General features: G+C 62.2%; 20 protein-coding genes and 2 pseudogenes. 6 read left to right on the forward strand and 16 right to left on the reverse strand.

From position 1 onward, the window contains the following. The first annotated feature begins 259 nt into the window (after positions 1-259). Positions 260-670 (forward strand): hypothetical protein, encoded by a 411-nt coding sequence (locus AXW79_RS07555; protein ID WP_005313651.1) that lies wholly within the window; start codon positions 260-262, stop codon positions 668-670. A 69-nt stretch (positions 671-739) separates the two neighbouring features. Here AXW79_RS07555 and dmeF read toward each other — a convergent pair whose 3' ends face one another. Further along, positions 740-1714 carry a CDF family Co(II)/Ni(II) efflux transporter DmeF gene (dmeF, locus tag AXW79_RS07560; RefSeq protein WP_005313654.1) on the reverse strand — a complete coding sequence of 325 codons (975 nt, stop codon included), beginning with the start codon at positions 1712-1714 and terminating at the stop codon, positions 740-742. 71 nt (positions 1715-1785) lie between these two features. Here dmeF and AXW79_RS07565 point away from each other — a divergent pair, with 71 nt between their 5' ends. The 3 genes from AXW79_RS07565 to AXW79_RS07575 all read left to right on the forward strand — a co-directional run bounded on the left by AXW79_RS07565 (position 1786) and on the right by AXW79_RS07575 (position 4524). Continuing rightward, on the forward strand, positions 1786-2061 hold the full coding sequence (locus tag AXW79_RS07565) for a metal/formaldehyde-sensitive transcriptional repressor (protein WP_005313657.1): 276 nt from the start codon (positions 1786-1788) through the stop codon (positions 2059-2061). Positions 2062-2250: 189 nt separating this feature from the next. Continuing rightward, on the forward strand, positions 2251-3447 hold the full coding sequence (locus AXW79_RS07570) for an amino acid aminotransferase (protein WP_005313659.1): 1197 nt from the start codon (positions 2251-2253) through the stop codon (positions 3445-3447). Positions 3448-3600: 153 nt separating this feature from the next. Then, positions 3601-4524, forward strand: coding sequence for a LysR family transcriptional regulator (locus tag AXW79_RS07575; RefSeq protein ID WP_005313661.1), 924 nt, complete (start codon positions 3601-3603; stop codon positions 4522-4524). A 111-nt stretch (positions 4525-4635) separates the two neighbouring features. On the opposite strand, the gene AXW79_RS07580 is transcribed toward AXW79_RS07575, so the two are convergent. The 6 genes and pseudogenes from AXW79_RS07580 to AXW79_RS07605 all read right to left on the reverse strand — a co-directional run bounded on the left by AXW79_RS07580 (position 4636) and on the right by AXW79_RS07605 (position 9287). Beyond that, positions 4636-4959, reverse strand: a complete 324-nt coding sequence (locus tag AXW79_RS07580; protein ID WP_005313662.1) for a DUF1820 family protein — start codon at positions 4957-4959, stop codon at positions 4636-4638. Positions 4960-5158: 199 nt separating this feature from the next. Next, a pseudogene (locus AXW79_RS07585) lies at positions 5159-5885 on the reverse strand (radical SAM protein). 91 nt (positions 5886-5976) lie between these two features. Beyond that, positions 5977-7503 (reverse strand): YjjI family glycine radical enzyme, encoded by a 1527-nt coding sequence (locus tag AXW79_RS07590; RefSeq protein ID WP_005313665.1) that lies wholly within the window; start codon positions 7501-7503, stop codon positions 5977-5979. 116 nt (positions 7504-7619) lie between these two features. Next, positions 7620-7952 carry an AzlD domain-containing protein gene (locus AXW79_RS07595; protein WP_005313667.1) on the reverse strand — a complete coding sequence of 111 codons (333 nt, stop codon included), beginning with the start codon at positions 7950-7952 and terminating at the stop codon, positions 7620-7622. A 2-nt stretch (positions 7953-7954) separates the two neighbouring features. Further along, positions 7955-8674, reverse strand: coding sequence for an AzlC family ABC transporter permease (locus AXW79_RS07600; RefSeq protein ID WP_005313669.1), 720 nt, complete (start codon positions 8672-8674; stop codon positions 7955-7957). Positions 8675-8810: 136 nt separating this feature from the next. Further along, a complete protein-coding gene (locus AXW79_RS07605; RefSeq protein WP_034284004.1) occupies positions 8811-9287 on the reverse strand; it encodes a L,D-transpeptidase family protein in 477 nt (158 codons plus the stop codon). Positions 9288-9552: 265 nt separating this feature from the next. Between AXW79_RS07605 and AXW79_RS22115 the strand changes: the two genes are divergently transcribed. Both AXW79_RS22115 and AXW79_RS07610 read left to right on the forward strand, forming a co-directional pair. Beyond that, entirely contained in the window at positions 9553-9858 is a 306-nt protein-coding gene (locus AXW79_RS22115; RefSeq protein WP_017412594.1) for a PD40 domain-containing protein, read from the forward strand. Continuing rightward, positions 9786-10829 (forward strand): annotated as a pseudogene (locus tag AXW79_RS07610) (S41 family peptidase); the annotation flags it as partial. The gene AXW79_RS22115 and the pseudogene AXW79_RS07610, both read left to right, overlap by 73 nt. Here the strand turns inward: AXW79_RS07610 and AXW79_RS07615 are convergent. The 9 genes from AXW79_RS07615 to AXW79_RS23690 all read right to left on the reverse strand — a co-directional run bounded on the left by AXW79_RS07615 (position 10812) and on the right by AXW79_RS23690 (position 21795). Beyond that, a complete protein-coding gene (locus AXW79_RS07615; RefSeq protein WP_005313675.1) occupies positions 10812-12065 on the reverse strand; it encodes a ferredoxin reductase family protein in 1254 nt (417 codons plus the stop codon). The pseudogene AXW79_RS07610 and the gene AXW79_RS07615 overlap by 18 nt on opposite strands. Beyond that, positions 12052-13302 carry a poly-beta-1,6-N-acetyl-D-glucosamine synthase gene (gene pgaC, locus AXW79_RS07620; RefSeq protein WP_005313679.1) on the reverse strand — a complete coding sequence of 417 codons (1251 nt, stop codon included), beginning with the start codon at positions 13300-13302 and terminating at the stop codon, positions 12052-12054. The genes AXW79_RS07615 and pgaC overlap by 14 nt, the downstream gene beginning before the upstream one ends. Further along, entirely contained in the window at positions 13299-14543 is a 1245-nt protein-coding gene (pgaB, locus tag AXW79_RS23675; RefSeq protein WP_063639045.1) for a poly-beta-1,6-N-acetyl-D-glucosamine N-deacetylase PgaB, read from the reverse strand. The genes pgaC and pgaB (AXW79_RS23675) overlap by 4 nt, the downstream gene beginning before the upstream one ends. Continuing rightward, positions 14524-15300: a poly-beta-1,6-N-acetyl-D-glucosamine N-deacetylase PgaB gene (gene pgaB / locus AXW79_RS23680; protein WP_063639044.1), complete on the reverse strand. Its 777-nt coding sequence runs from the start codon at positions 15298-15300 to the stop codon at positions 14524-14526. Before pgaB (AXW79_RS23680) ends, pgaB (AXW79_RS23675) begins: the two co-directional genes overlap by 20 nt. Next, positions 15300-17684 carry a poly-beta-1,6 N-acetyl-D-glucosamine export porin PgaA gene (gene pgaA, locus AXW79_RS07635; RefSeq protein WP_005313682.1) on the reverse strand — a complete coding sequence of 795 codons (2385 nt, stop codon included), beginning with the start codon at positions 17682-17684 and terminating at the stop codon, positions 15300-15302. Before pgaA ends, pgaB (AXW79_RS23680) begins: the two co-directional genes overlap by 1 nt. 575 nt (positions 17685-18259) lie before the next feature. After that, positions 18260-19309 carry an HlyD family secretion protein gene (locus tag AXW79_RS07640; RefSeq protein WP_005313685.1) on the reverse strand — a complete coding sequence of 350 codons (1050 nt, stop codon included), beginning with the start codon at positions 19307-19309 and terminating at the stop codon, positions 18260-18262. After that, positions 19309-20649: a glycosyltransferase family 2 protein gene (locus tag AXW79_RS07645; protein WP_005313689.1), complete on the reverse strand. Its 1341-nt coding sequence runs from the start codon at positions 20647-20649 to the stop codon at positions 19309-19311. The genes AXW79_RS07640 and AXW79_RS07645 overlap by 1 nt, the downstream gene beginning before the upstream one ends. Then, entirely contained in the window at positions 20642-21088 is a 447-nt protein-coding gene (locus tag AXW79_RS23685; RefSeq protein WP_227534403.1) for a diguanylate cyclase domain-containing protein, read from the reverse strand. Before AXW79_RS23685 ends, AXW79_RS07645 begins: the two co-directional genes overlap by 8 nt. Beyond that, positions 21073-21795 (reverse strand): TackOD1 domain-containing metal-binding protein, encoded by a 723-nt coding sequence (locus tag AXW79_RS23690; protein ID WP_227534402.1) that lies wholly within the window; start codon positions 21793-21795, stop codon positions 21073-21075. Before AXW79_RS23690 ends, AXW79_RS23685 begins: the two co-directional genes overlap by 16 nt. Between the last annotated feature and the right edge of the window lie 109 nt (positions 21796-21904).

Genomic DNA, 21904 nt, shown 5'->3' on the forward strand with positions numbered 1-21904 from the left:
AATTCCCGCTGTAGTTAGTCTCGATATCCGAGTACCCGGTCATTGCCGAGCGATGCCATATTAATCAGCGGCAATCGTTTCAAATGTGAGCAGCAGGGCAAAAAAACCAACCCTTTTCAACAAGATAACGTTTTCATAACGAAAGTTGGATCCGGCTCACAGACCCGGCCACCATTTGGCGCCATATCTGGTCGAACCCGCTGGCACCTTGAAAAAAACCAGTTTTCAATCAGCCAGATAGCGTGAGCAGGAGCAGCAGATGAAAAGGATTGAAGAGCAGGCCAAACGGCTGGATCAGGAATATCAGGGGATTGCGCAGCTGTTTGACCAGTTTTGCCAGCAGGCGGGCGGGCTCGCAGAGCAGTATCACTTCTTCAATTGGCCCGACTTTGAAGACACGCCGCCCCTGAGTCGGGCCTTCACCCTGCTGGGAGAACCCCGTGAGCTGCGGCTGCGCTGCCTGCCGGGAGAACGCGGCACCTTGAGCGGCCTCATCCAGGTGCGCGGTGAGGATGGCACAGTGCATGCCAGCCTGGGTTTTCGGGCGGATGGTCACCTGTTGCTGGAGTCGGGACACTTGCTGGACAACCCGCCAGGGCTGCTGCTCAAGCTGCTGCTGGGGGCCATCTGGCAGCACAAGCCGGACGATGACCACAGCCAGCATCACTGACGCGCACCACAGAAGGGGCCTTGGCCCCTTCTTCACATCCTGTCTTGAGCATCCATCCCACGCGTCTGCTTATGGCTGGGCAATCTCTATGGTGACGTGGACCAGCTCCTCGTGGATGGCGAGCCGCTCACGGATCTGGCCAGCCGGGATGGGCGTCGCCATCAATAGAGAGAGTACGCAGGCATACTGCTCCTGCCCCACCCGCCAGACGTGCAGATCGCGGATCTCGGCGTCCGGCAAGTCGGCTATCACCTCGCGGATCTCCGCCACCAGCGGGGTATCCATCTCGGCATCCAGCAGTACCCGGCCCGAGTCGCGCAGCAGCCCCCAGGCCCACACCGCCACCAGCACGGCCCCCGCTATGCCCATCAGAGGATCCAGCCAGTCGGCTCCCCACAGCATGCCACCCACCAGCGCCAGGATGGCCAGCACAGAGGTGGCCGCATCCGCCAGCACATGAATGTAGGCGGCACGCAGGTTGAGATCCTGATGGCCGTGATGATCAGCATGGTCATGATGAGAGTGGTCGTGACCCTGGTGACTGTCATGGTTGTGATCATGATGACCATGGCTGTGACCGTGATGATGACCCTGATCATCCTTGAGCAGCCAGGCACAGGCGAGGTTCACCAAGAGGCCCACCAGCGCGATGGCGATCGCCTGCTGATAGTGGATCGGACTGGGATCCAGCAGCCGGAACACAGATTCGAACAGCATCAACCCGGCCACCCCCACCAACAACAGGGCGCTGGTGAAGCCCCCCAGCACCTCTATCTTCCAGGTACCGAAGCTGAATCTGTGGTCGCGGGCAAAATGACGTGCGGCACGATAGGCCAGCACGGAGAGGCCGAGCGCCAGCGCGTGGGAGCTCATGTGCCAGCCGTCCGCCAGCAGTGCCATTGAGTTGTAGAACCAGCCGCCGCTGATCTCCGCCACCATCATGATAACGGTGAGCAGCACGGCCCAGCGGGTTTTCTGTTCCGCCAGCGGATTACCCTGGTGCACGACGGGTTGATGGCAGTGGGATGAGACGAGGAATGACATGGATTTCTCCTGAGAGCGATGATGCAATATACTATACCCCAGTATAGTTTTATTGATCGAGAGGATCCTCCATGTCACACACCATTCACGGCAAGAAGAAGTTGCTGGCGCGGGTGCGCCGCATCAAGGGCCAGACTGGGGCGCTGGAAAGCGCACTGGAGCAGGAGGGTGACTGCGCCGCCATTTTGCAGCAGATCGCCGCCATCCGCGGTGCCGTCAACGGCTTGATGCTGGAGGTGCTGGAGGGTCATATGCGGGAGCATCTCGGCGCCGAAGAGGCCACCCCGGCCGAGCGGCTGGAGGATCTGGATCAGGTGGTGCGGGTACTGAGATCCTACCTGAAGTAAAGGCTCCACGGCCTGCTCGCTACTGGCGTCAGCCATGGGAGCAAGTCCGGACCCTAACCCTTTACAGCAAAGGGGGCCATGGCCGTGCACGGCAGGTCCGTTTCAGACTTGAGCCCTCGCCCGCTTTACGCCATCATGACCGCCGATCATTGATCCCTTACCCTGGATTCCACTTCGCAAGGACCCCCCATGTTTGAACACGTCGATGCCTACGCTGGCGACCCCATACTGACCCTGGTCGAGACCTTCCACAAAGACACCCGTGAGCAAAAGGTGAATCTGGGGATCGGCCTCTATTACGACGAACAGGGCCGCATTCCGCTGCTGGCGTCCGTGCAACAGGCTGAAGCCCAGCGCGCCGCTGCACCAGCTCCGCGCCCCTATCAACCGATGGAAGGGGCCGCCAACTACCGCACAGCAGTGCAGCACCTGCTGTTTGGCGCCGACCATGAAGCAGTCAAGGCCGGCCGCATCGCCACCATCCAGACCATAGGCGGCTCCGGCGCGCTCAAGATCGGGGCCGACCTGCTCAAGCGCTACTTCCCGACCTCAGAGGTGTGGGTCAGCAATCCGACCTGGGACAACCACAAGGCCATGTTCGAGGGGGCCGGCATCCAGGTGCACGACTACCCCTACTACGACGCAGCCACCGGCGGCGTCCAGTTTGATGCCATGATCGACTGCCTGAGCCAGCTGCCAGCGAAAAGCATCGTGCTGCTCCACCCCTGCTGTCACAACCCGACCGGCGTGGATCTCTCCTCTGCCCAGTGGGACAAGGTGATCGCGCTCGTGGTGGATAAGGGGCTAATTCCCTTTATGGACATCGCCTATCAGGGCTTCGGTGATGGTCTGGAAGAGGATGCCTACGCCATCCGTGCCATGGTGGCCGCCGGCGTCAGCTTCTTCGTCAGCAACTCGTTTTCCAAGAACCTCTCCTTCTACGGCGAACGCTGTGGCGGCCTGTCGGTCATCTGCAAAGATGCCGAAGAGGCGGGCCGGGTGCTGGGCCAGATGAAGGCGACAGTGCGTCGCAACTACTCCAGCCCCCCTACCCACGGCGGCCAGATCACAGCGGCCGTGATGAACGATGCCAGCCTGCACGCCCTCTGGGTCGATGAAGTGAGCGAGATGCGCATCCGCATCAAGGCCATGCGCCAGAAGCTGTTCGAGGTACTGAGCGCCAAGGTGCCTGGCCGTGATTTTGGCTACTTCATCAGCCAGCGCGGCATGTTCAGCTACACCGGCTTCACGCCGGAGCAGGTTGACCGCCTGCGCGAAGAGTTCGCCGTCTATCTGGTGCGCTCGGGTCGCATGTGCGTGGCGGGCCTCAACAGCCGCAACGTCGACTATGTGGCCGACGCCATGGCCGCCGTGCTCAAGGGCTAACCCGTGCAAACCCCGCTCAAGCGGGGCTTTTTGTTTGTCCCTATGTTGTGGAGCTGTCATGGATCTGATTGCACTGTCATGTTTGACGGTGAGGGGCCGCCATCTGGTCAATCGACCTCCCCTGCCCGCGCTTGTCTCGCTGCAGGAGGCACAGTGGATCTGATTGCACTGTCCAGGCTGGGAGGCCGTCATCTGGTCACCCTGCATCTGCTGCTCGACAGCCAGAGCGTCACCCGCACGGCCGAGCGGCTCTGCACCACCCCCTCCACCGTCAGCAAGACCCTCAACCAGCTGCGGGATCTGCTCGGCGATCAGCTGCTCTACCGCCAGGGCAACCAGCTGTTGCTGACCCCCTTTGCCGAGCGGCTCGGCCCTACCCTGCACCGACTGCTGAGCGAGCTGAACAATCTCACCAGCCAGGACGGTTTTGACCCCCAAACCTGGCAGGGACAACTGAGGTTTGCGCTGCGGGAAAGCAGCATGGTCTGGCCGATGGGGCCCATTCTGGGCCAGCTGATGCAGGAGGTACCGGGCCTGGAGCCCAACGTCTGGAACAAGGATGAGCAAGGTCTGACGGCACTGGCAGCGGGCAAACTCGACTTTGTTATCCTGCCCCACGACCAGAGCCAGCCCCTGCCCCGCCAGCCGGGTCTGGTATGGGAAACGCTGCGGGAAGACAGGCTGGTCTGTCTGCTGCGGGCGGACCATCCGGCGCTGGACAAGCCCTGGGATCTGGATGCCTACCTGAGCTGGCGCCATATCGCCATTCGCGATCAGGAACTGGCCAACCCCTTCTTCGAGCAGAGCCTGGCCCAGCTGCAGGTACGCCGCCAGATCGGTGCCACTCTGCCGGATTTTGGCAGCGCGTCAGCCCTGCTGCGCCAGAGCGATCTCATCCTGACCGCCATCGAGGGTTGGGCGTTACAGAGCGCGGCTTTGGGATTAGCGATCCGTCCAGTCCCGTTCGACTATGGCGCCGTCACCCACAGCCTGGTGTGGTATGGGCCGGCGGGCGAAGAGCCGGCGCTGCGCTGGTTCAGACAGCGGATCCTGACACTGGCCAGGGAGCTGGGTTAACGCCCCCGGGCTGCACGCATTGCAGATCCTGCGGGCGCCATTACCGACCCGAAGAGGAGATGGCCCCACCAGGGGAACTCCCATGGCAAGGCTCGCAGAGAGGAGAAAGCCTCAGGGCTTCCTGGTATAGATGGGGTTGGGGAAGGGCGCGATGTTGTTGCCCAGCTCAGTGATGCGGGCGGCCCCCTGTTTGCGCACCTGATCGACCCGCAATACATGGTGCATGGGGATCATGGTGCGGTCGACGTCGGCAAATTCACTCTTCAATTTCTCGTGGCTGGGATCGACGATCAATGCCGTGTGGTTATCCCACACGAAGTGAGCGATCTCGATAAAGCCGAACAGCTGACCCTGACTCACTTCCCTGACATAGACTTCATAACGCTCGCTGTGGCAAATGAACTGCACTCGGTATAAGGCGTTGGATTCACTCATGTTCGTCTGTTGATTGTGGGCGAATGCCCCATTCTAGCCGCCCCCTCGCAGAGCTCAAATAGACAGCAATCACAGTTACGTCATCTTCAGACTCAGACTGCAAAAAAGCCGCCACCAGACTCAACATCAGAGCAGGGTGCTGGCAAAAGCATCCCATCAAATTGCTTTGCGATCAGTTAATTAGCCAGCAAACACAGGGTCAGATAATGGCCGGCAGTGAAACGGGTCCAAGTCCCCTGTCGCTCACCGCCCTGGCAAGGCGAGTCAGCTCATCTCTGCCCGCCTCCGGCCAGCTCGTCGCCACTCCGCGCACACCATGCTGACGAAAGCCGTTGAGGCGGATGGGCACTGGCCCCAAGTTCTGCAAAAAGCTGGCCAGACCCGTTTCCAGCTTGCCATCGGCATCCAGAAAATCGCTGCGTCCCGGCACGTGGAGCAACCGCAGCTCGGCCAGCTTGCCATGACTCGCCAGCAGGCGCAGCGAGGCCAGCACCCGCTCGCGGCCAACACCTGTGAGTGAATGGTGCACCGAGTCGCGCCACCCCTTGAGATCTATCATGGCGCCGTCCAGTACCGGCAGCAGCCGCTGCCAGCCCGTCTCGGCCAGGGAGCCGTTGCTGTCGAGCAGACAAGTCAGGTGCGAGAGATCCTGTGCCTGCCTGATGGCCGTGAACAGGGCGATCACGAACGGCAGCTGAGTCGTGGCCTCGCCGCCGGAGACGGTAATGCCGGTGAGCAGAGGACCGTAGCGGCGCAGCAGGGCCAGCACCTCGGCAACCGATATCTGGCTGGTCTTGGGGCTGGCATGGCGCGGGCAGCCGTCGATGCAGCGATCGCAATCGGTGCAGAGCGCCGCCTGCCAACGCACCCTGCCCTCGATGAGCGTCAGGGCAGCGAAAGTTGCACCCCTGCAGGAAGAGCACCAGCCGATTGCCGGGGCCGTCCACGCAGGAGAAGGGCAGCCAGCGGCTGACCGTTGCGGTGCGCTCCGTTGGCTCCCTCCTTTCCTTGCCGCATTCAGTAGTCACACAGGGTCGCCTCACGGCCAACCACTCTCGGCGCTCGCTGACGAATGGCCGTCAGTTCACTCGCCTCGGCACCGAGACAGGTGGTCTGCAGCCGCGACCCTTCGGTCGCGAAACGGGCCACGTCGCTCTTGCGGATCATGTAGCCGGTCACCCGTACCAGATCGCTGTCCGCCACGTTGGCGGTAAACTCACGCATGCCGATGGCGAGGGCCCCCTTGCAGAGCTGCAGCAGCGCCTGCGGGTTCTGGCGTATGGTGGGATCCAGGGTCAGGATCTCGCTGATCCCGGAGTGATAGAAACCGTGGTGCGGCGCCAGGGCCAGCACATGGCTGGCGGGATCCGGCTCCTGACCGTAAGGGATCCGTACTCCGGGGGTCACATCGCGATCCACGCTGAGCCCGCCCTGAGAATGGAGCAGGGCGCGACCGCCCCAGGCGTGTACCTGTGGCGTCTCGCTCACATGGCGGGAGAGCTGGGCCGAGATGCGATAGCCAAGCTGGTTGGCCTCCTCGTCATGTCCGTAGCGCTCGGGCAGATTCTCCTTGTCCATCAGCAAATTGACCGCCTCCGCCATGCCATAGATGCCGAACATGGGTACGAAGCGGTCTTCGTCGATCAAGCCCTCCTGCACCAAAAAGCTGTCGAAGAAGCCGGACTCCTGATGGAGGAAGGCGGCGCGTGCCCCGATCAGCTGGGAGGCGAGACGGCAGTAGTGGGGTAGCAGACAGCCCATGAAGTCGTCTATGCCGTGGGCCTGCTCGGCCACCCGCTTGAGGGAGAGTCGCACCAGGGTATTCGCGCCACCGGCCTGGGGCAGAGCGTTGTAGCAGCTGACGATGCCAAAGCCGCGCTGGTCGAAGGTGTTACTATGGAGCGGATAGTTGGCGATGTGCGGCTTGCTGCAGCTGGCTATGTTCTGCACCGCCAGCATCAGCAGGTTGTCCGGGGTCTGCGCCGGATCGTGAAACAGGGTCAGGTTCGGCGCCACCTGCTTGAGCTCGCCGTCGATGCGCAGGATCAGGCGGCAGAGACGGTTGTCATCGGGACCTATATTGACGTGCATGAAGGCGTCCGGCAGTACCCGATCCAGGTAGATCCAGAACCCTTTCAGCTTGCGATGGAGGGCTTCGTCATCCAGCTCACCCACAAAGGGCAGCAGCAGATGATCGAGGCGCCCCAGCCAGACCGGCATGCCGGTGACGGAGGGCACATGGTGATAGAGGATGCGAAGGGCATCGAGCGCCTCGTCAAAATCCTTGGGGGGCGCCAGCTCCAGCCAGGCGGATCCCTGACTCAGGAACTTTGCATAATCCGGCAGCACGTAGCGCGGCTTGTAGGGGGCATGTCCCTCGAACATGTCACAGAGAAACCCCTGCGCCAGCGCCTCGGCGACCGCCGGTGGCAACTCTGGGTAAGGCAGCGCATTTTCGGCGGCCAGCGCCAGGGCATGGTTCTTCTGAGCGGGCGAGAGCAGGGGATCGCGCACTATGCGCTGACAGGTTTCGGTGAAAGACATGGGGAGCTCCTTGGCGGATAGTCCCTAAATCCTCACACTTGAGAGGTGTTTTTTGAAGTGACATTCACAACATGGCGGATATCCATAAAGGACATCCACCATGCCAGATCACGGACCTACCCCAGCCAGGGCAAGAGGGCGGCCATGCCCCCCTGCCAGCGCAGCAGGAAGAAGCCCCCCATGCCCACCAGCAGGGTCGGCAGCCGCAGCAGGGTCAATGCCGTCACCAGCAGGGTAGCGGCCAGGTAGTCCGGATCCCAGTCCAGCCCCTTGCCCGGCTCATAGCTGAAGACGATGGGCAACCAGATGGCGGTCAGCACCGACTGGGCCGAGAAGCTGAGGAAGGCCCCCATCTCGGCACCGGGTTGATAACGGGTCAGCCGCGAGAAGAAGGCGAAGCGATTGAAGAAGGTGATCAGGGCCAGCAGGCCTATCATCAGCCAGCTCATTGTCATCTCCTCATCCGGTGCAGCACATAGCCCACCACCATGCCGGCCAGCGCCGATATGATGATGTAGACCTCCGCCAGCAGCGGCTTGGTGAGCAGTGCAGTGCCGCCGCTGACTAGGGTCGCCGCCACCATGGGCAGGTTCTTGAGGGCGGGTATGGTCATGGCGATAAAGGTGGCCGCAATGGCGAAGTCCAGCCCCATCTTGTCCAGGCCGTCTATGTACTGACCGGCGGCGATACCGAGCAGGGTCGCCAGATTCCAGAACAGGTAGAACACGAAGCCCGCGATCAGGGCATAACCGGGATGGAAGCGGCCGCTGCGCTCCCTGTCATTGAGCGCCACCGCAAACATCTCGTCAGTCAGAAAGAACGCCAGACTGGCACGCCAACGCAGGGAGAGCGGCAAGACATCGCGACGGAAGGTAAAGCCATAAAGCAGATGCTGGGAGGTGATGACGAAGGTGGATCCCATGATGGGCAGCAGGGGCGTCCCCGCACCGAACAGTGTGGTAGCCGAAAGCTGGGCAGCACCGGCATAGACCAGCAGGGACATGCATTGGGCCTGTAGCGGGCTCAGCCCCACCTGCAATGCCAGGGCGCCGCACAGTATCCCCCAGGGGATGACGGAGATGGAGAGCGGCAAAATATCGAGGGTGGCGCGCCACCAGAGCGCGCGGGCGCTCTCGGTACCGGCGGGAAGGGCACTCGTTGCTGACGGCATGGGGTCATCCTTGTTGCATCCACGGCGAGCGGGAAAAACTAGCACGACACAAGGCCGCAGACCAAGGACTAAAACGGATACTGCAAGGGTTCAGAAATGCAGTGCGCCCCCATGAAGGGGGCGCGCAGAGAGGCAATCAGGGCTGGATGATGATGGGGGTGCCGGGCTCGATGGCGTTCCACACTTCGTCCAGATCATGGTTGAGCATGGCGATGCAGCCATTGGTCCAGTTGGACGGCTGCAAACGTGTGTTGCCTATGCTGTTGCGCTGACCATGGATCATAATCATGCCACCCGGATTCACGCCCATTTCGTTGGCCGTCTTGATGTCGTCCAGATTCGGGTAGTTGATGTGGATGGCTTTGTAATAGTTGGAATTGGTTTTCTTGTAGTCGAGGATGTAACGCCCTTCCGGCGTACGCTGATCCCCTTCACGCTGCTTGTGTCCCTTTGGGGCTGGCCCCAGGGCAATCCAGTAGCGTTTGACCTCCTTGCCATCCTTCATCAGGGTCAGGCTGTAGGAAGACTTCTTCACCACTATCATGTCGGCAGACAAGGTGGCAAAACTCAATGCGGGCCACAGCCCCAGCAAACACAGTAATACGGCTCTCATTCCATCCCTCGACAAGCCTCTGGTTAGGGCTTTTCTTGTTACCAAATCATCTGAATGGCACCACCCCGTGGGGCGGGCGAGCGCCATCATATTGGATCGCCATCAATACTCAATATATCCAGAGAAACATATCCCGTGCCATCTTTTATAAATTGTTACAATTAACAGCCAAAACAAGGGGATACCCCCCCTATATCGGGATAGTGCCCCCCGGGCGATTGGGGGGAAGATAAGGCGCTTTTTCACCTACTTGGAAACTTCCATCATGCGATGCCGACTCTCCCTGCTGATCCTGCTGATCTGCTCCCCCTTGCAGGCGGCCGAACCGCTCTGGCTGCGCGAGCCTGCGCTCTCCCCCGATGGCAAACAACTTGCGTTCACCTGGCAGGGCCGAGTCTACCTGAGCGCAGGGGATGGCGGACTCGCCATGCCGCTCACCGACAGCGACTACCTGAGCCAGCGCCCGCTCTGGTCACCGGATGGCAAACAGATCGCCTTCGCCGCCAACTGGCCGGTATCAACAATGGCAGGGACTTCGGTCATCTGCTGGCGGAGCTGGCCGGTGAACTGAACGTTTCCCACACCTGGGGAGTGGGTCCGGCGTCATCCCCGCGAATGCCCGACAACACCGCCAGCCTCGGCGGCTACTGGCAAGATGGCAAGACGGGGGTTGAACTGGTCGCCCTGCTGGCCGGCGGCCCGCTGGAACAGGAGACAGACCTGACACCGGGAGCCCGTCTGCTGGCCATCAATGGCACCGAGGTTCCTGACCTGAACGCGCTGGATGCCCAGCTCAACCACCAGGCCGATCAGCGGCTGGCCCTCACACTGCTGCCCAAGGGGAGCAAGGCGCCGGTGCAGCTCGACGTCACCGCCATGGATTTGCAGCAGGAGTACAAGTTGCAACTGGATGGCTGGGTCGCCAAGCGCCGTGCCCGGGTGGCGCAGTTGAGTCAGGGTCGGGTGGGATATGTCTATCTGCCGGAGATGAACAGCGCCGTGTATGAGGAGATGGTCGCCGATGCCCTCGGCCGTCAGCGAAACCGCGAGGCGCTGATCGTGGACGTGCGCTTCAACAAGGGGGGCTATCTGGCCAATACCCTGGTGGAGTTCCTGACCGGCAGCGGCAGTGACAAGGGAATGGCGCGCAGCTGGCCACGCCACGGCAAGGGGGAGACAGACGCCGCCACCCGCCAGTGGACCAAGCCCTCAGTGGTGCTGGCCAATGCAGGCAGCTACTCGGAAGGCTCGGCCTTCCCCCAGTACTACCGCACACTCAAGGTCGGCCCCATCATAGGTGAGCCAGTCCCGGGCACGGGCACCATGGTCTATGCCCATGACTCCAGACTGATCCCCGGACTCGCCTACGGCATCCCGACCCTGGGGCTGCGCAACCCGGATGGCAGCTTCTACGAAAATCAGGAGCTGATCCCGGATCTGCAGGTAGCGCTCACACCAGCCGACATGATCAGCGGACGAGATCCCCAGCTGGAGGCAGCCGTCGAGGCTGCCCTCGCCCAGCGGTCAACGAAAGCGAAATAGCTCGCGATGCAGGCGCCCGCCCGGCAACAGCCGGGTCAGGGCGTCTGCCATTCTTTCCGGCCCGCAGAACCAGACGTCACCGGGCTTGCCCTGTGCAAGGCCGGCCAAATCCAGCCGCCCCGCTTCCTTGTCCAGATGCAGCCGATAACGCACCCCGGTACGCTGACACAACTCGGCCAATCGCTGGTGATAGACGGCGCCGGCCAAGTCCGGCGCACACTGGATCAATGTGATCCCCTCCCCCCGTTCACCACGGACCACCAGCCCCTCCAGCCAGGCGACAAAAGGGGTAATGCCGATCCCGGCGCCAAGCCAGAGCGACTGCCCCTGCCGGGCGGGACAGACAAAGGCGCCATAAGGCCCCGTCACTGTCACTGGGCCATCAACCCTGGCCGCCTCGACCAGCTGGCGGGTATGATCCCCCAGCGCCCGCACCGCAATCACCAGCTGACGCTTGTCGGGCGACACCCGCACCAGGGTAAAGGGGTGCGGCCCCTCCTTGGCATCAAACTCGAAGAAGGCAAACTGGCCTGGCCTGTAGTGCGACAGCGGCGTCGCCAGCTGCAAGGTGAATTCACGGGTACTGTCCGCCAGGGTGCGAAGTGCCACTATGCGGCCCTGATGGCGATCCCGCTGACCGGTCAAGCCCAGCAGGGAGTAAACCGCAGCCACAGCCCCTGCGCCGCCCAGCAGCGAGATCCCGAGCCCCACCGGTGTCAGCAGGCCAACCTGGGGCAACAGGCAGAGACCGTGTACCCACCCCGCCAGATAGATGAGCGGCGCCAGACGGTGGATCACCCGAAAGCGGCCATAGCTCACCAGCGACAACAGGCTCACCACCACCAGGGCTATCAGCAGATAGAAGCTCCACTCCCCCAGTGTATTGCCAAGGGCATGCAGGGAGAAGCCATTGCCAGCCCCTGCTCCCGCCCCGCCGCCAGCACCCCGGCGGGCAGGCCGGGTCAACCAGCCGGCCGTCACCGCCCACTTGGGTGCTTCCACCAGCAGCCAGTGACTGGTCAGGGCCAGGGTCGCGGCCATGGCGCTGTGACGATGGAGCCGCAACATGCGATCCAGCCCGCCACACCAGACTTCCAGCCTCGGCAAACGCAGCGCCAGCAACAACCAGCCAATCCAGGTCACCAGCAGGATCAACAGATCCCGCAGTCGGTACTGCCAGCTGCAACGGGCACCGTTGCGTATGATCATCTCGTTGGCGAACTTATTTTTTGTCACGGAAGGACTCTCCTCTGTCAGGGCTTTCCCATACGGCAAGCTGGCCACGGCGACGCAGGATCGCCTTGGGCACGGCAACGATCACCGTCACCAGGTTGAGCAGCCAGTAGATAAGCGGATACCAGATACACCAGACGAAGCTGCGGGCCATTGTCTTGTCATAGTGGTTGTCGATGAAGATGCTGACCCCGAACTGCAGCAGGCAGATGGCGGTCATGATGACTCCGGTCCACTGGAACAGCTGACCTTCGGCCAGCTCCCCCAGATCGGGCCGGATCAGCCAGATCAGCGCCAGCAGCAGCATGCTGTAGCACCAGAGGACACTGGAGAGATACTCCAGCAGCAGCAACCAGAAGTGGCGGTTGCGCCAGCGCATTGCCTGCAGGCCGTAACGCAGTATCACTTCGGCCCCGCCCTGCGCCCAGCGCAACCGCTGTTTGTAGAGGCCGCGCACCGTCTCCGGCATCAGCACCCAGCACAGTGCCTGGGGCTGGTAATGGATGAGCCAGCCCGCCAGCTGGAGTTTCCAGCTGATGTCGATGTCTTCGGTGACCATGTCCGTGCTCCAGCCACCCACCGCCTCCACCGCCGACTTGCGAAAGGCCACCACCACCCCGGACACGGTAAAGACAGTGCCATAGATGCGCTGGGCCCGCTTGATGAGACCTATGATGGAGCTGAACTCGCCGGTCTGGATCTTGCCGATGATGGTGGAGCGGGTACGCACCCGCGGGTTGCCGGTGACGGCCCCCACCTTGGGGCTCTCGATGAAGTGCTTCACCATCCAGCGCACAGCGTCATGGTCGAGCACAGCATCGCCGTCTATGCCCACCAGTATCTCCCCCTTCGCCCGTTCGAGACCATTGTTGAGGGCCATGGCCTTGCCCTGATTGTGCTGGTGCAGCACGGTAAGGCGCGCATCCTGCGCCGCCAGCCGATCCAGTCGCTGCCCAGTGTCATCCTTGCTGCCATCGTTGATGGCCAGCACCTCTAAATCGGGATAACGCTGGCGCAGCAGGTGGCTGATGGTCTCCTCCACATTGGCCCCCTCGTTGTAGCAGGGCACCATCAGGGTCACCTTGGGATAGCGAGGCAACACCAGCCCGGTTCTGGCGAGCGCTATGTCCCGCTGCTCCCACTGGAAGTAGTAATAGAGGCCGCCACAGATCCACACCATGGCCATCATGCTGGGGTAGGCCAGGGTAAAAATCGCAATGCCTGAGAGAAATCCGCTCACCGTGCCGCCCCCGCTTGTGTGGCCATGGCCGCACTGACGGGCACGGCGGGAGCCACCGGCAGCTGGACTGGCTGAGGCTGGGTCTGCACCGAGAAGACGGGCTTCAGCACGGCGGGATCCGGCTGATTGTTGTGAAAATCGTCCGGGTAGTAGCCGAAGTTTTTCACCCCCTTGCGCTGGATGATCTGCATCCAGCGCGCCAGCTCCTCATCCGGGATCGGCTGATCGGTGCGCCAGTTGCGGCTTTGCAGCTCGAACACCAGCCGCTCGGCCGGCACCTGGGCCAGGGATGTTTCCGCCAGCCGGGCCAGCCACTCATCCGGATTTTCTGCCTGCTCCATGTAGGGCATGGCCATCACGGCCGTGTAGTCATAGGCCTTGGCGAACGCCGCCATGCTCTGGGCAAACCACTGCTGGGCGTCAGGCTCGGTCACCAGGGCCGCGTAGATGTTGCGGGCTGTCTTGAGGCCGTCAGCCCCTCCCTGGCGATAACGGGCGGCGGTGTCGCGCAGCGCCAGCGTAAAGTCGATCAGCAAATCAGTCTTGTGCTCACCCTGAGCCCGCAGGGCCCGGGTGGAGCGCGCCAGCGGCATGGGCCCTTCGTAATCGCTGAGGAAGGCGTCATCGTGGAACAGCAGGCCGTCGAACTTGGTGTAAAAACCGAGATCCTCGTAGATATCCAGCAGCAGCTGACGGCTGGCGGCATCCCAGGGCGAGAGGCGCAGATACTGACCTCTGGCGGGGGCGCCGGTGCGACTGTCGGTCACATAGGTGTGATTCGGCCCCATGTCATAGGCCATCACCGGCATCCAGGCATACACCTTGACCCCGACCCGGGTCTTGAGCTGCCAGGCGACCCGATTGAACAGATCCGCCCTGACCGGCATGTGGCGATTGGGGAAGTAGAGCGCCTCCGCGACCCCGTCACCGTTGTCATCGGCATAGGCCTGCAGATAGACGGTGGTGATGCCGTATCCCTTGATCCGCTCCAGCAGCAGGTCGATGTTCTTGTTCAGCTGCAGCGGATCCTTGTCATAGACATAGTCCAGATCCACGTGCACCAGTCGCTCCTCCTGCCGCTCCCAGGTGTTGCCCCCCATGATCTCGTCCAGAGTCTCCAGGCTGGTGTCCTCCTCCAGCAGATAACGGCGCACAGTGGCTCCGGAATCCCCCAGGGTGTTGAGCCCCTCAATCAGGGTGAAGCTGTAGGGCATGCCGCTGTCACGGGCCAGGTTCAGCACCGTCTGGTTGAAGGCACCATAGGGCCAGGTTCAGCACCGTCTGGTTGAAGGCACCATAGGGCCAGACCATGATGCGCGGTGCCCGGCCGGTCTGCTCCTTGAGCTGGCGGGCAGACGCATCGAAGTCGGCTTTCACCCGCACCTGATAGGCCGCCATGGTTTCGTAACCGGCCGGACTCCAGCCCGCCGTGGTCACCGCCGGCTGCACATTGCCCTGGGGATTGGCGAGCAAGCCGTAGTGGGAGGCGAAGGTGTGGGAGGCTATCTCCACCAGTCCGGAGGCCTGCATCTCGCGGATCTGCGGCCAGCCGACGAAGTAGCTGCGCGGCAGCCTGTCGTTGCCATAGGGCACCAGCTTGTCGTCAGGCACATCCAGCCAGCTGCCCACCAGGGCATAGACGGCCGGGTAGTTGTAGAGCTTGAGCAGCGGGTAGACCAGCCGGTAGAAGCTCTCGTAACCATCGTCGAAGCTGAGCAGAATGGCCTTCTCCGGCAGGGCTGCCTTGCCAGCCTTGGCATCCAGCACCTGCTGGAAGCTGACCGGGTGATAGCCCTGCTGCTTGATCCAGTTGAAGTGGCGGATCAGGGTGTCGCGCCGTATGGTCTGGGGATAGAGCTTGAGGTTGGGGGTCAATTTCAGATCGACGATGTCGTGGTAGCAGAGCACCACATAGTCATCGGGTTGACGGGCAGCCTGTGCGGCCAGCGGCATGAGCACGGACAACAACAGGAAAAGAGGGGCAAGCCAGCGTCTCATCACATGAAACTCCATTGCAGATTGGCGAAGACGAAATTTCCATATTCGGGGTTGCCGTCGTAGACGGCCTGGCGCCGGCCCAGGCCATAGCCCAGGCTCAGCGCGGGGGAGAACACCCAGTCGTGGCGATAGCTGAGTTGCCAGCCCGGGTCGCCGCCATACTCCTGCTGCCAGTACTGATTGCCGCCGATGACAAGGCTCTGCAGCAGGGCGCGACGGCCATCCAGCGGCAGCCGGTAACGCCCCGCCAGTTCCAGCTCCAGATTGCGATCCCGCAGGGGATTGAAGTAATCCACCGCCACCGCCTCGTTGCGGGAGGTGGCAGCCCGCAGCGTAGTGTCGAACCACCAGCGATCCCGACGCCAGAGATCCTGACGCAGCCAGCCGGAGGCGGTGAGCCGCCGATTGCCATCGCTGATGTCCATTCGTTCCAGCCGCAGGCCCGCCTCCCGGGTCTCATCCTGGCGCCAGCCCAGATCGAGCTGGTATTGATCGGCGTAGTTGCCGCGCGCCAATGCCCGCAACGGGGTGTCGGCACTGTTGAGGTTGATGGCAAAGCCCTGCGTCCAGTGATCGCCCAGCCGCCAGTCGAGGCGGCTCCACAGATAGCCCTTTTGATTGAGCTCACTGCCCATCCCCCCTTCCAGGGTCAACAGCAGCGGATAGAAGGAGACTTCGGCCCCGAGCCCGCTGTAGGCGGCACGCTCCGGCTGCCCGTCAAATTCACCGAAGCTGCCCTGACGACGGGCAAACAGCCGATCGCCGCCGTCGCTGCGAGCGCTGTAAAAGCGGCTGTCGTAACTCCAGTCACGACTGGCCTGTACCGAGCCCCCTTCATTGCGACCATGGGTCAGCTCAGTGGTCAGCATGGGGGCCTGCTCCAGTGCCAGCCGCTGTTGCAACTCCCGGCGATCCTTGGTCAGGTTGCCGAGGGCCCGCACCGCCTGCGGTGTCTGTTGCCACTGCCCCTGATCGAGGCGGGCGTGGAGGAGACCCTGCTCGGCGAGTCGGGTACGGCCAGTCGGCAGCCAGCGCACCGCCTGCTGATAGGCCTGCTCGGCGCCATCCGGGTGACCGCGCCAACGACGGATGTCCCCCAGCTGCAACCAGAGCCAGGGGTTGGCAGGGGCCGTTTTCAGCCAGCCTTCCAGCTGCGCCTCAGCCATCCCGGCCTGACCCCGCCAGGCCAGCAGCAGGGTTCTGAGCTGCAGCACCTTCTCGTAGTCATCGTTGGGCATGCGCATATTGCCGGTGAAATCCCAGCGGGTCGGCGGCTCCTGCCAACCCGCCAGCAACCCCTGGGCGGCGCCGTAACGCTCCGCATCCGAGTAGGCGTAGAAACGCTTCTCCAGCAGCGTCTTGTCTTTGGCCCGCTGCGGGGTCGCCAGTTGCCGATAGATAAGGGAAGCCTCGTCCACCCGCCCGAGCCCAACCAGCGCATCGGCCCGCGCCTCCTGCACGTATTCCGGCAGCGGCCCCTCGGCTTGCAGGGCGGCAGACTCCCGCTCCGCCTGGGCAAACTCACCGAGGGCCACCAGGGTCACCACCAGATCACGGCGGGCACTGAGGTAGAGCACATGATCGCGGGGAGCCCGGGTCAGGATCTTGTCCTGCAGGGCCAGGGTGTGAGTGAGGGAGGTGCGAGCCAGCGCCGGATCCTCGGTCTGCGCCGAGATCCGCAGCAAATTGACCGCCTGGTAGTAGTCGAGCCAGAGCCGATCCACCGGCTTGAACAGGGCAGGATACTGCCCCATCAAGTCGGCAGCGGCGGGACCCGCCCCCAGGCTCACCGCTACCCGATAGAGCGCCAGCACCTGTTCACTGTTGCCGGGTCCCAGCGCCAGCCACTGCTGGCGGGCCAGCATCTCCCCCATGGGGTCCTCGGCCTGACGGGCGGCATAGATACGCGCCTCCAGCACGGCCCGATCGCGACCGAAACGGGCCTCGTACTCTCCTGCCGCCTGATGGGCCAGCACACGGTTGCCCTGATCGCTGGCGGTGAGAAACAGGCCAAGCCAACCGGTGGGATTGCCCGGGTCACGCCCCTGCAACACCCGGTAATAGCTGATCGCCTCAAAGTAGCGCTTCTCGTCCCGGGCGGCGCGGGCCACCCCTTCCAGCGTGCTGTTGGCAATGGGACTGAACTCGCAGGGGGCGCAGGCTGCCAGCGCCCCCTTGCGATCCCCGCGCCACAGCTGCACGGCGATCAGATCGTCCAGCACCTTGCCGTCGCCGGTTTGTCGATAGAGGGCATCCAGTCCTTGCGCCGCGGCATCAAGCTCCCCTGCCCTGCCTTGGATGACCCAGGCTTCCCGTGCTCTATCCACCCCGCCAGCCAACGCCAGCAGGGGCAAGAGCGCCAATAACCAAAAGATGCGATTCATTCGCAACATTCCACCTTTGACACGCGCCGGGCAGATCGGTCCTTGAATGCCCTGACGATTACGCACATATGTCCGACCCTGCTGCCGTGGCAACGCAGGGTGACTTCCTGACGGATGTGCGGTTGTGATGGTAAAAGGCGAGGGATGAACCAACGCCTTCCTCAATGCGCGGTCCAGCTGTCTCCGGGAAGAGACCTGTGACTTTCCGAACCCGATTCGCATCGGGGGTGGCGAGGCGGCCAATTCTGCAGCGGTGGGCGAGTTAGTCAATCGAGTCAGACAGGAACCATTGTCGATAAGAATCCCTGGCCCCTCTTGGCAACCGCATGCCAGAGAGGGTGTACCTTATTGACACCACACACAGAATCTTGTGCCTGATGGGTTTGCGGCGGATCGCCGGAAAAAACAGAGGGGCGGGTTCTTTTGAGCCAGACTCCTGCCCCTCACCGTGTGCCTCTGTTGCCAGGCTGCTGGCCCACGACAAGGGGCGTCGTTGTATCAGGCGCCATCACACTTTTGCACTGCGCCGCCCATCTATGGCTGGTACGCCAGCCTCCCGGAGCAGGGGCTATGGCTCAATCAAACAGCACGGTAACCGGCAGTCCCTCCACTTGCAGATTGGGCGGCAACTTGTCATCCAGTGACAAGGCGACCTTGAGCGTCGCCTTCTCCCCTTCAAACGGGGCAGCCAATTGCGCCGGCAACTTGCCGGCCAGCTCGACCGGCCTGGCCACTCTGGCTGCCAGCCGCTCGCCACTGGGCAACTGGACTATGGCCCTGTGCCCCGTCTCCATGGAGGACAAATACCTGGGCTGCACATAGGCAATGACCAGGGGATCCTCACGCTTGGCGATCAACGCAAGCGGTGCCCCCGAGAAGACCCAGTCCCCCGCCTGCACCAGCACATCGGACACCTTGCCCCTGGCCGGCGCCAATGGCTGCTGCTGCCTCGACATGGCTTCCATCTCCGTCAACTCCTGCTCCAGAGAGTGGCGAGCACTGGCCAGCGGCCCCGTCAGGTGATCTTCCCTGACCTGCAACCCCTGCTGCGCTTTCTCGACCCTGGCCTGTTGCAGGGCGATGCGTGACTGGGTCCAGCTCAGCAGGGCACTGGCATATTCGGCACTGGATACCAGTTTCTGCTGCCGGTAGTTCGCATACTCCTGATAGATGCCCTCCTGCTCACGGGAGCTCCGTTCGGCAATGCTGATCTGTCCATCCAGGATGCGCACTATCTCCTGCTCGGCGAGCTGCTTGTTGAGCTCAATCGCCTTCAAGCGGGCCTTGCGCGCCTCAATGTTGGCATTGAGCGTCGGGGATTCGAACCGCATCAATACATCCCCCTGTGAGACGGATTGTCCGGGCGCCGTGTAGATATTGCGGATAAAGCCATCGCCATTGGCCACCACCAGCAGGGGCTCGGTCGTGATAATGGCTGGCGCCTGAGTCAGCCACCACTCTTGCCCCAGATACCAGAGCAGTATGATGACGGGGCTGAAGGCCAGCAGCAGGATCAGATACCAGCGCGCCCTGAATGCCATCCGCCTGGCGGGTGCATACAATACGCGGATCCCCTGTTCCGAGGTCGCATCCTGCTTTTTAGGGGTGTTGAATGTCACTTTCATCAGAATTTGTTTCCTCGTTTCAGAACCCACCATGGCGCCATGCTGCTCTCTTCGTGGCTGCGCCGGAATATTTCATTAAGCAGTGCCACGGCACACCACAAGCGCATCAGCAGGGTGTAAACCGGGTAGAGACACAACCAGGGCAAGAGCCCGAGATCGGCCCTGGGTCGCTCGGATATGGCGAGCAGGAACACCAGGAAATTGACCAGAGTGAGAAACAGGTAGACCAGATAGAGACAGAGCATCATGGCCGTCACAAACTGGCCCGGATAACTGAAGACCAGCCACCAGCTATAGCCCATGACCAGCAGCGGCAACACCACGTTTTGCGCCACCCCGTAGACGAGGGTGAACAGGAAGGTTTTCCATCCCAGTATGCGGGGTGTCAGCGACAGCTTGTGTTTGCGCAGATAGAGAAAAAGCAGGTCGCCATCCCAACGCAGACGCTGTTTGGCCAGCGTGACCAGATCCGGGGGGGCATCCGTGTGACCTATGGCTCTGGGCGCGAACCCTATCTTCAGACCGGGATGGCGCTTGAGGTAGTGCTTGATCCGCAACGTCAGATCCAGATCTTCCGCCGTGTGGGTATCCCAGCCCCCAATCTGGCGCAGGAAATCACGACGAAATGCCCCGGATGCCCCCGAAATGTTGTTGATCAGATTCCACTCGCTCAGACCCGTCTTGCCCCCCTGCATGGAGATCATGTATTCGATCCCCTGCATCCGGGTCAGCAGCCCGGCGTGCAGGTTGCGCACCCGCAATGCACCGCCCACCGCCGGCATATCAGGGTCGTCAAAACAGGCGACAATCTCGTCGATCATGTTGTTGTCAAAGGAGGTATCCCCATCGGCGTTCATCACTATCTCACCGGTCGCCGCCGACAGACCCGCATTCAGGGTCGATACCCGCCCACCGCGCTGCCACTTGGGCAACAGCACCAGGGTTCGGGTCTGGCATCCCTGAAACTCGCGGACACAGTTCAAGGCCGCCTGGTAGGTATGAGCGTTGGCATTGGCGCCATCGATGACAGCGATGATCTCCAGATGCCCGCGGTACAGCTGCTCCTTGAGGGTCAATATGGTGGAGCGGATCGCGTCACCCTCTCCATAGCAGGTGATGATGCAGGAGACGCTCGGGCAGCGTCGTGACAGCGGCAGGTCCGAGGCCTGGGGCACCTGGCGGGCATACCACTTGAGGATACCGGTCAGGGTCAGCGCCATCAGCGGCACCTCAATCAACAGCAGCATGGGCAACAGCAGCAGTATCATACTGGGGGACACCGACAGGCTGCCCAGTATCTCCATCAGGATGTAATACACGGTTCTCAGCCAGTCATGCATGCTGGATGCTCCCATCCAGCCAGCGACTCAGCCACAGGCTGGCATCGTCCCCCAGGCTGGCAGGCAGGGGTTGCACCTTCACATCGAGCGCCAGTGTGTCCAGCCCCTCGATATGGTTCAGCTCCAGGATCCGGCTCTGCAACATCGCCCTGTCTTCTGCATCCGTGTATGGCAGCAACAGCAGCAGTTGATCATCTGCGTACTGGCAAACCACATCCGTGTCCCGGAACAGTGCCTGCAGACGGGCGAGCAGGGCGGCCAGCCGCTGCAACGCTTTCAGCAAGCCCAGCTCAGCCCGAAACTCGGCCAGGTGCTCAACCCGGATCGCCAGCAGGGTATGACTGCCACCGTGGCGCTGCAGCAGGCTGTTGCTCCACTGCAACAACCAGGGGAAGTGATCCATCGCCATGGGGGTGCCCCAGGTCAGGGGCAGATGCAACCGCTGGGTGCCCTCACGGGCAACATGATGCGCCAGCTTGCCGATGCGGTATTCATGGATGGGCGCCACCACAAGGTCATCCGGCTTGCCTGACCGCACTCATGACAGCGCGCCAGCACGGCCGCCTCCATGAAACGGGCGTGACAGGAGAGACAAAGGTACTTCTCCAGCGGCCGATCATAGTCCACTCCTATGTGGCGCAAGGTGGTCACACACTTGGGACAACGCAATGCCCCCTGCTGCATGAAGGCATCCTGGTCATCCACGTGACCACAGGTGAAACAGTGCACGGCAGGCTTGGCCTCAAGGGCAATGTGGGCACATTCCGGGCACACATCGACGAAGTTGAGGTGGGCCGAGTGACAGCGGTTGCACAGGCGCACGCGATCCACCAGTTGCTCGCTCTGCAGCAGACGTTCGGAAACCAGTTGCGGCAAGGAGCCAGCAGCCTCGCTGCCCAGCAGACAATCGAGCAGAGGATACGCCAGCATGGGGGAGAGCGGGCTCTTCTCCAGGCAGAAAACGGGGTGCAAGTAACGGTCAGGATCACGGCGAACTGCCTGCAAGACCCTGTCTTGCTCGTCGGCGGGCAAATTGAGCAGCAGTACGGCGTGTTGTGCCGGGTTCCACTGGGACCAATCGGCGAGAGGCTGGGTGGCACGATCCACCGGGGCCCCCCAGCAGGGCAATCCGGCTGGGTTGTTCACTTGTACTCATCATGAGGAAATAACCTCTTTCCACAGACTGAAATATAGGGAGCCGCCCTGCAGGAGGGCTGGCGTACCGGTATCAACAACGAGGAATGAAGAGGCCACG

It is taken from the genome of Aeromonas salmonicida subsp. salmonicida, assembly GCF_001643305.1.
GTDB lineage: Bacteria > Pseudomonadota > Gammaproteobacteria > Enterobacterales > Aeromonadaceae > Aeromonas > Aeromonas salmonicida.

Excerpts from the sequence above, each read along its gene's own strand:
- AXW79_RS07595 (WP_005313667.1), bottom strand. The coding sequence starts at position 7,952 with ATGAGCTGGCTGATGATAGGCCTGCTGGCCCTGATCACCTTCTTCAAT.
- AXW79_RS07640 (WP_005313685.1), bottom strand. The coding sequence starts at position 19,309 with ATGAAAGTGACATTCAACACCCCTAAAAAGCAGGATGCGACCTCGGAA.
- AXW79_RS07645 (WP_005313689.1), bottom strand. The coding sequence starts at position 20,649 with ATGCATGACTGGCTGAGAACCGTGTATTACATCCTGATGGAGATACTG.
- pgaB (WP_063639044.1), bottom strand. The coding sequence starts at position 15,300 with ATGAGACGCTGGCTTGCCCCTCTTTTCCTGTTGTTGTCCGTGCTCATG.
- AXW79_RS07555 (WP_005313651.1), top strand. The coding sequence starts at position 260 with ATGAAAAGGATTGAAGAGCAGGCCAAACGGCTGGATCAGGAATATCAG.
- AXW79_RS07565 (WP_005313657.1), top strand. The coding sequence starts at position 1,786 with ATGTCACACACCATTCACGGCAAGAAGAAGTTGCTGGCGCGGGTGCGC.
- AXW79_RS07600 (WP_005313669.1), bottom strand. The coding sequence starts at position 8,674 with ATGCCGTCAGCAACGAGTGCCCTTCCCGCCGGTACCGAGAGCGCCCGC.
- AXW79_RS07570 (WP_005313659.1), top strand. The coding sequence starts at position 2,251 with ATGTTTGAACACGTCGATGCCTACGCTGGCGACCCCATACTGACCCTG.
- pgaA (WP_005313682.1), bottom strand. The coding sequence starts at position 17,684 with ATGAATCGCATCTTTTGGTTATTGGCGCTCTTGCCCCTGCTGGCGTTG.
- AXW79_RS07605 (WP_034284004.1), bottom strand. The coding sequence starts at position 9,287 with ATGAGAGCCGTATTACTGTGTTTGCTGGGGCTGTGGCCCGCATTGAGT.
- AXW79_RS22115 (WP_017412594.1), top strand. The coding sequence starts at position 9,553 with ATGCGATGCCGACTCTCCCTGCTGATCCTGCTGATCTGCTCCCCCTTG.
- AXW79_RS07590 (WP_005313665.1), bottom strand. The coding sequence starts at position 7,503 with ATGTCTTTCACCGAAACCTGTCAGCGCATAGTGCGCGATCCCCTGCTC.
- dmeF (WP_005313654.1), bottom strand. The coding sequence starts at position 1,714 with ATGTCATTCCTCGTCTCATCCCACTGCCATCAACCCGTCGTGCACCAG.
- AXW79_RS07580 (WP_005313662.1), bottom strand. The coding sequence starts at position 4,959 with ATGAGTGAATCCAACGCCTTATACCGAGTGCAGTTCATTTGCCACAGC.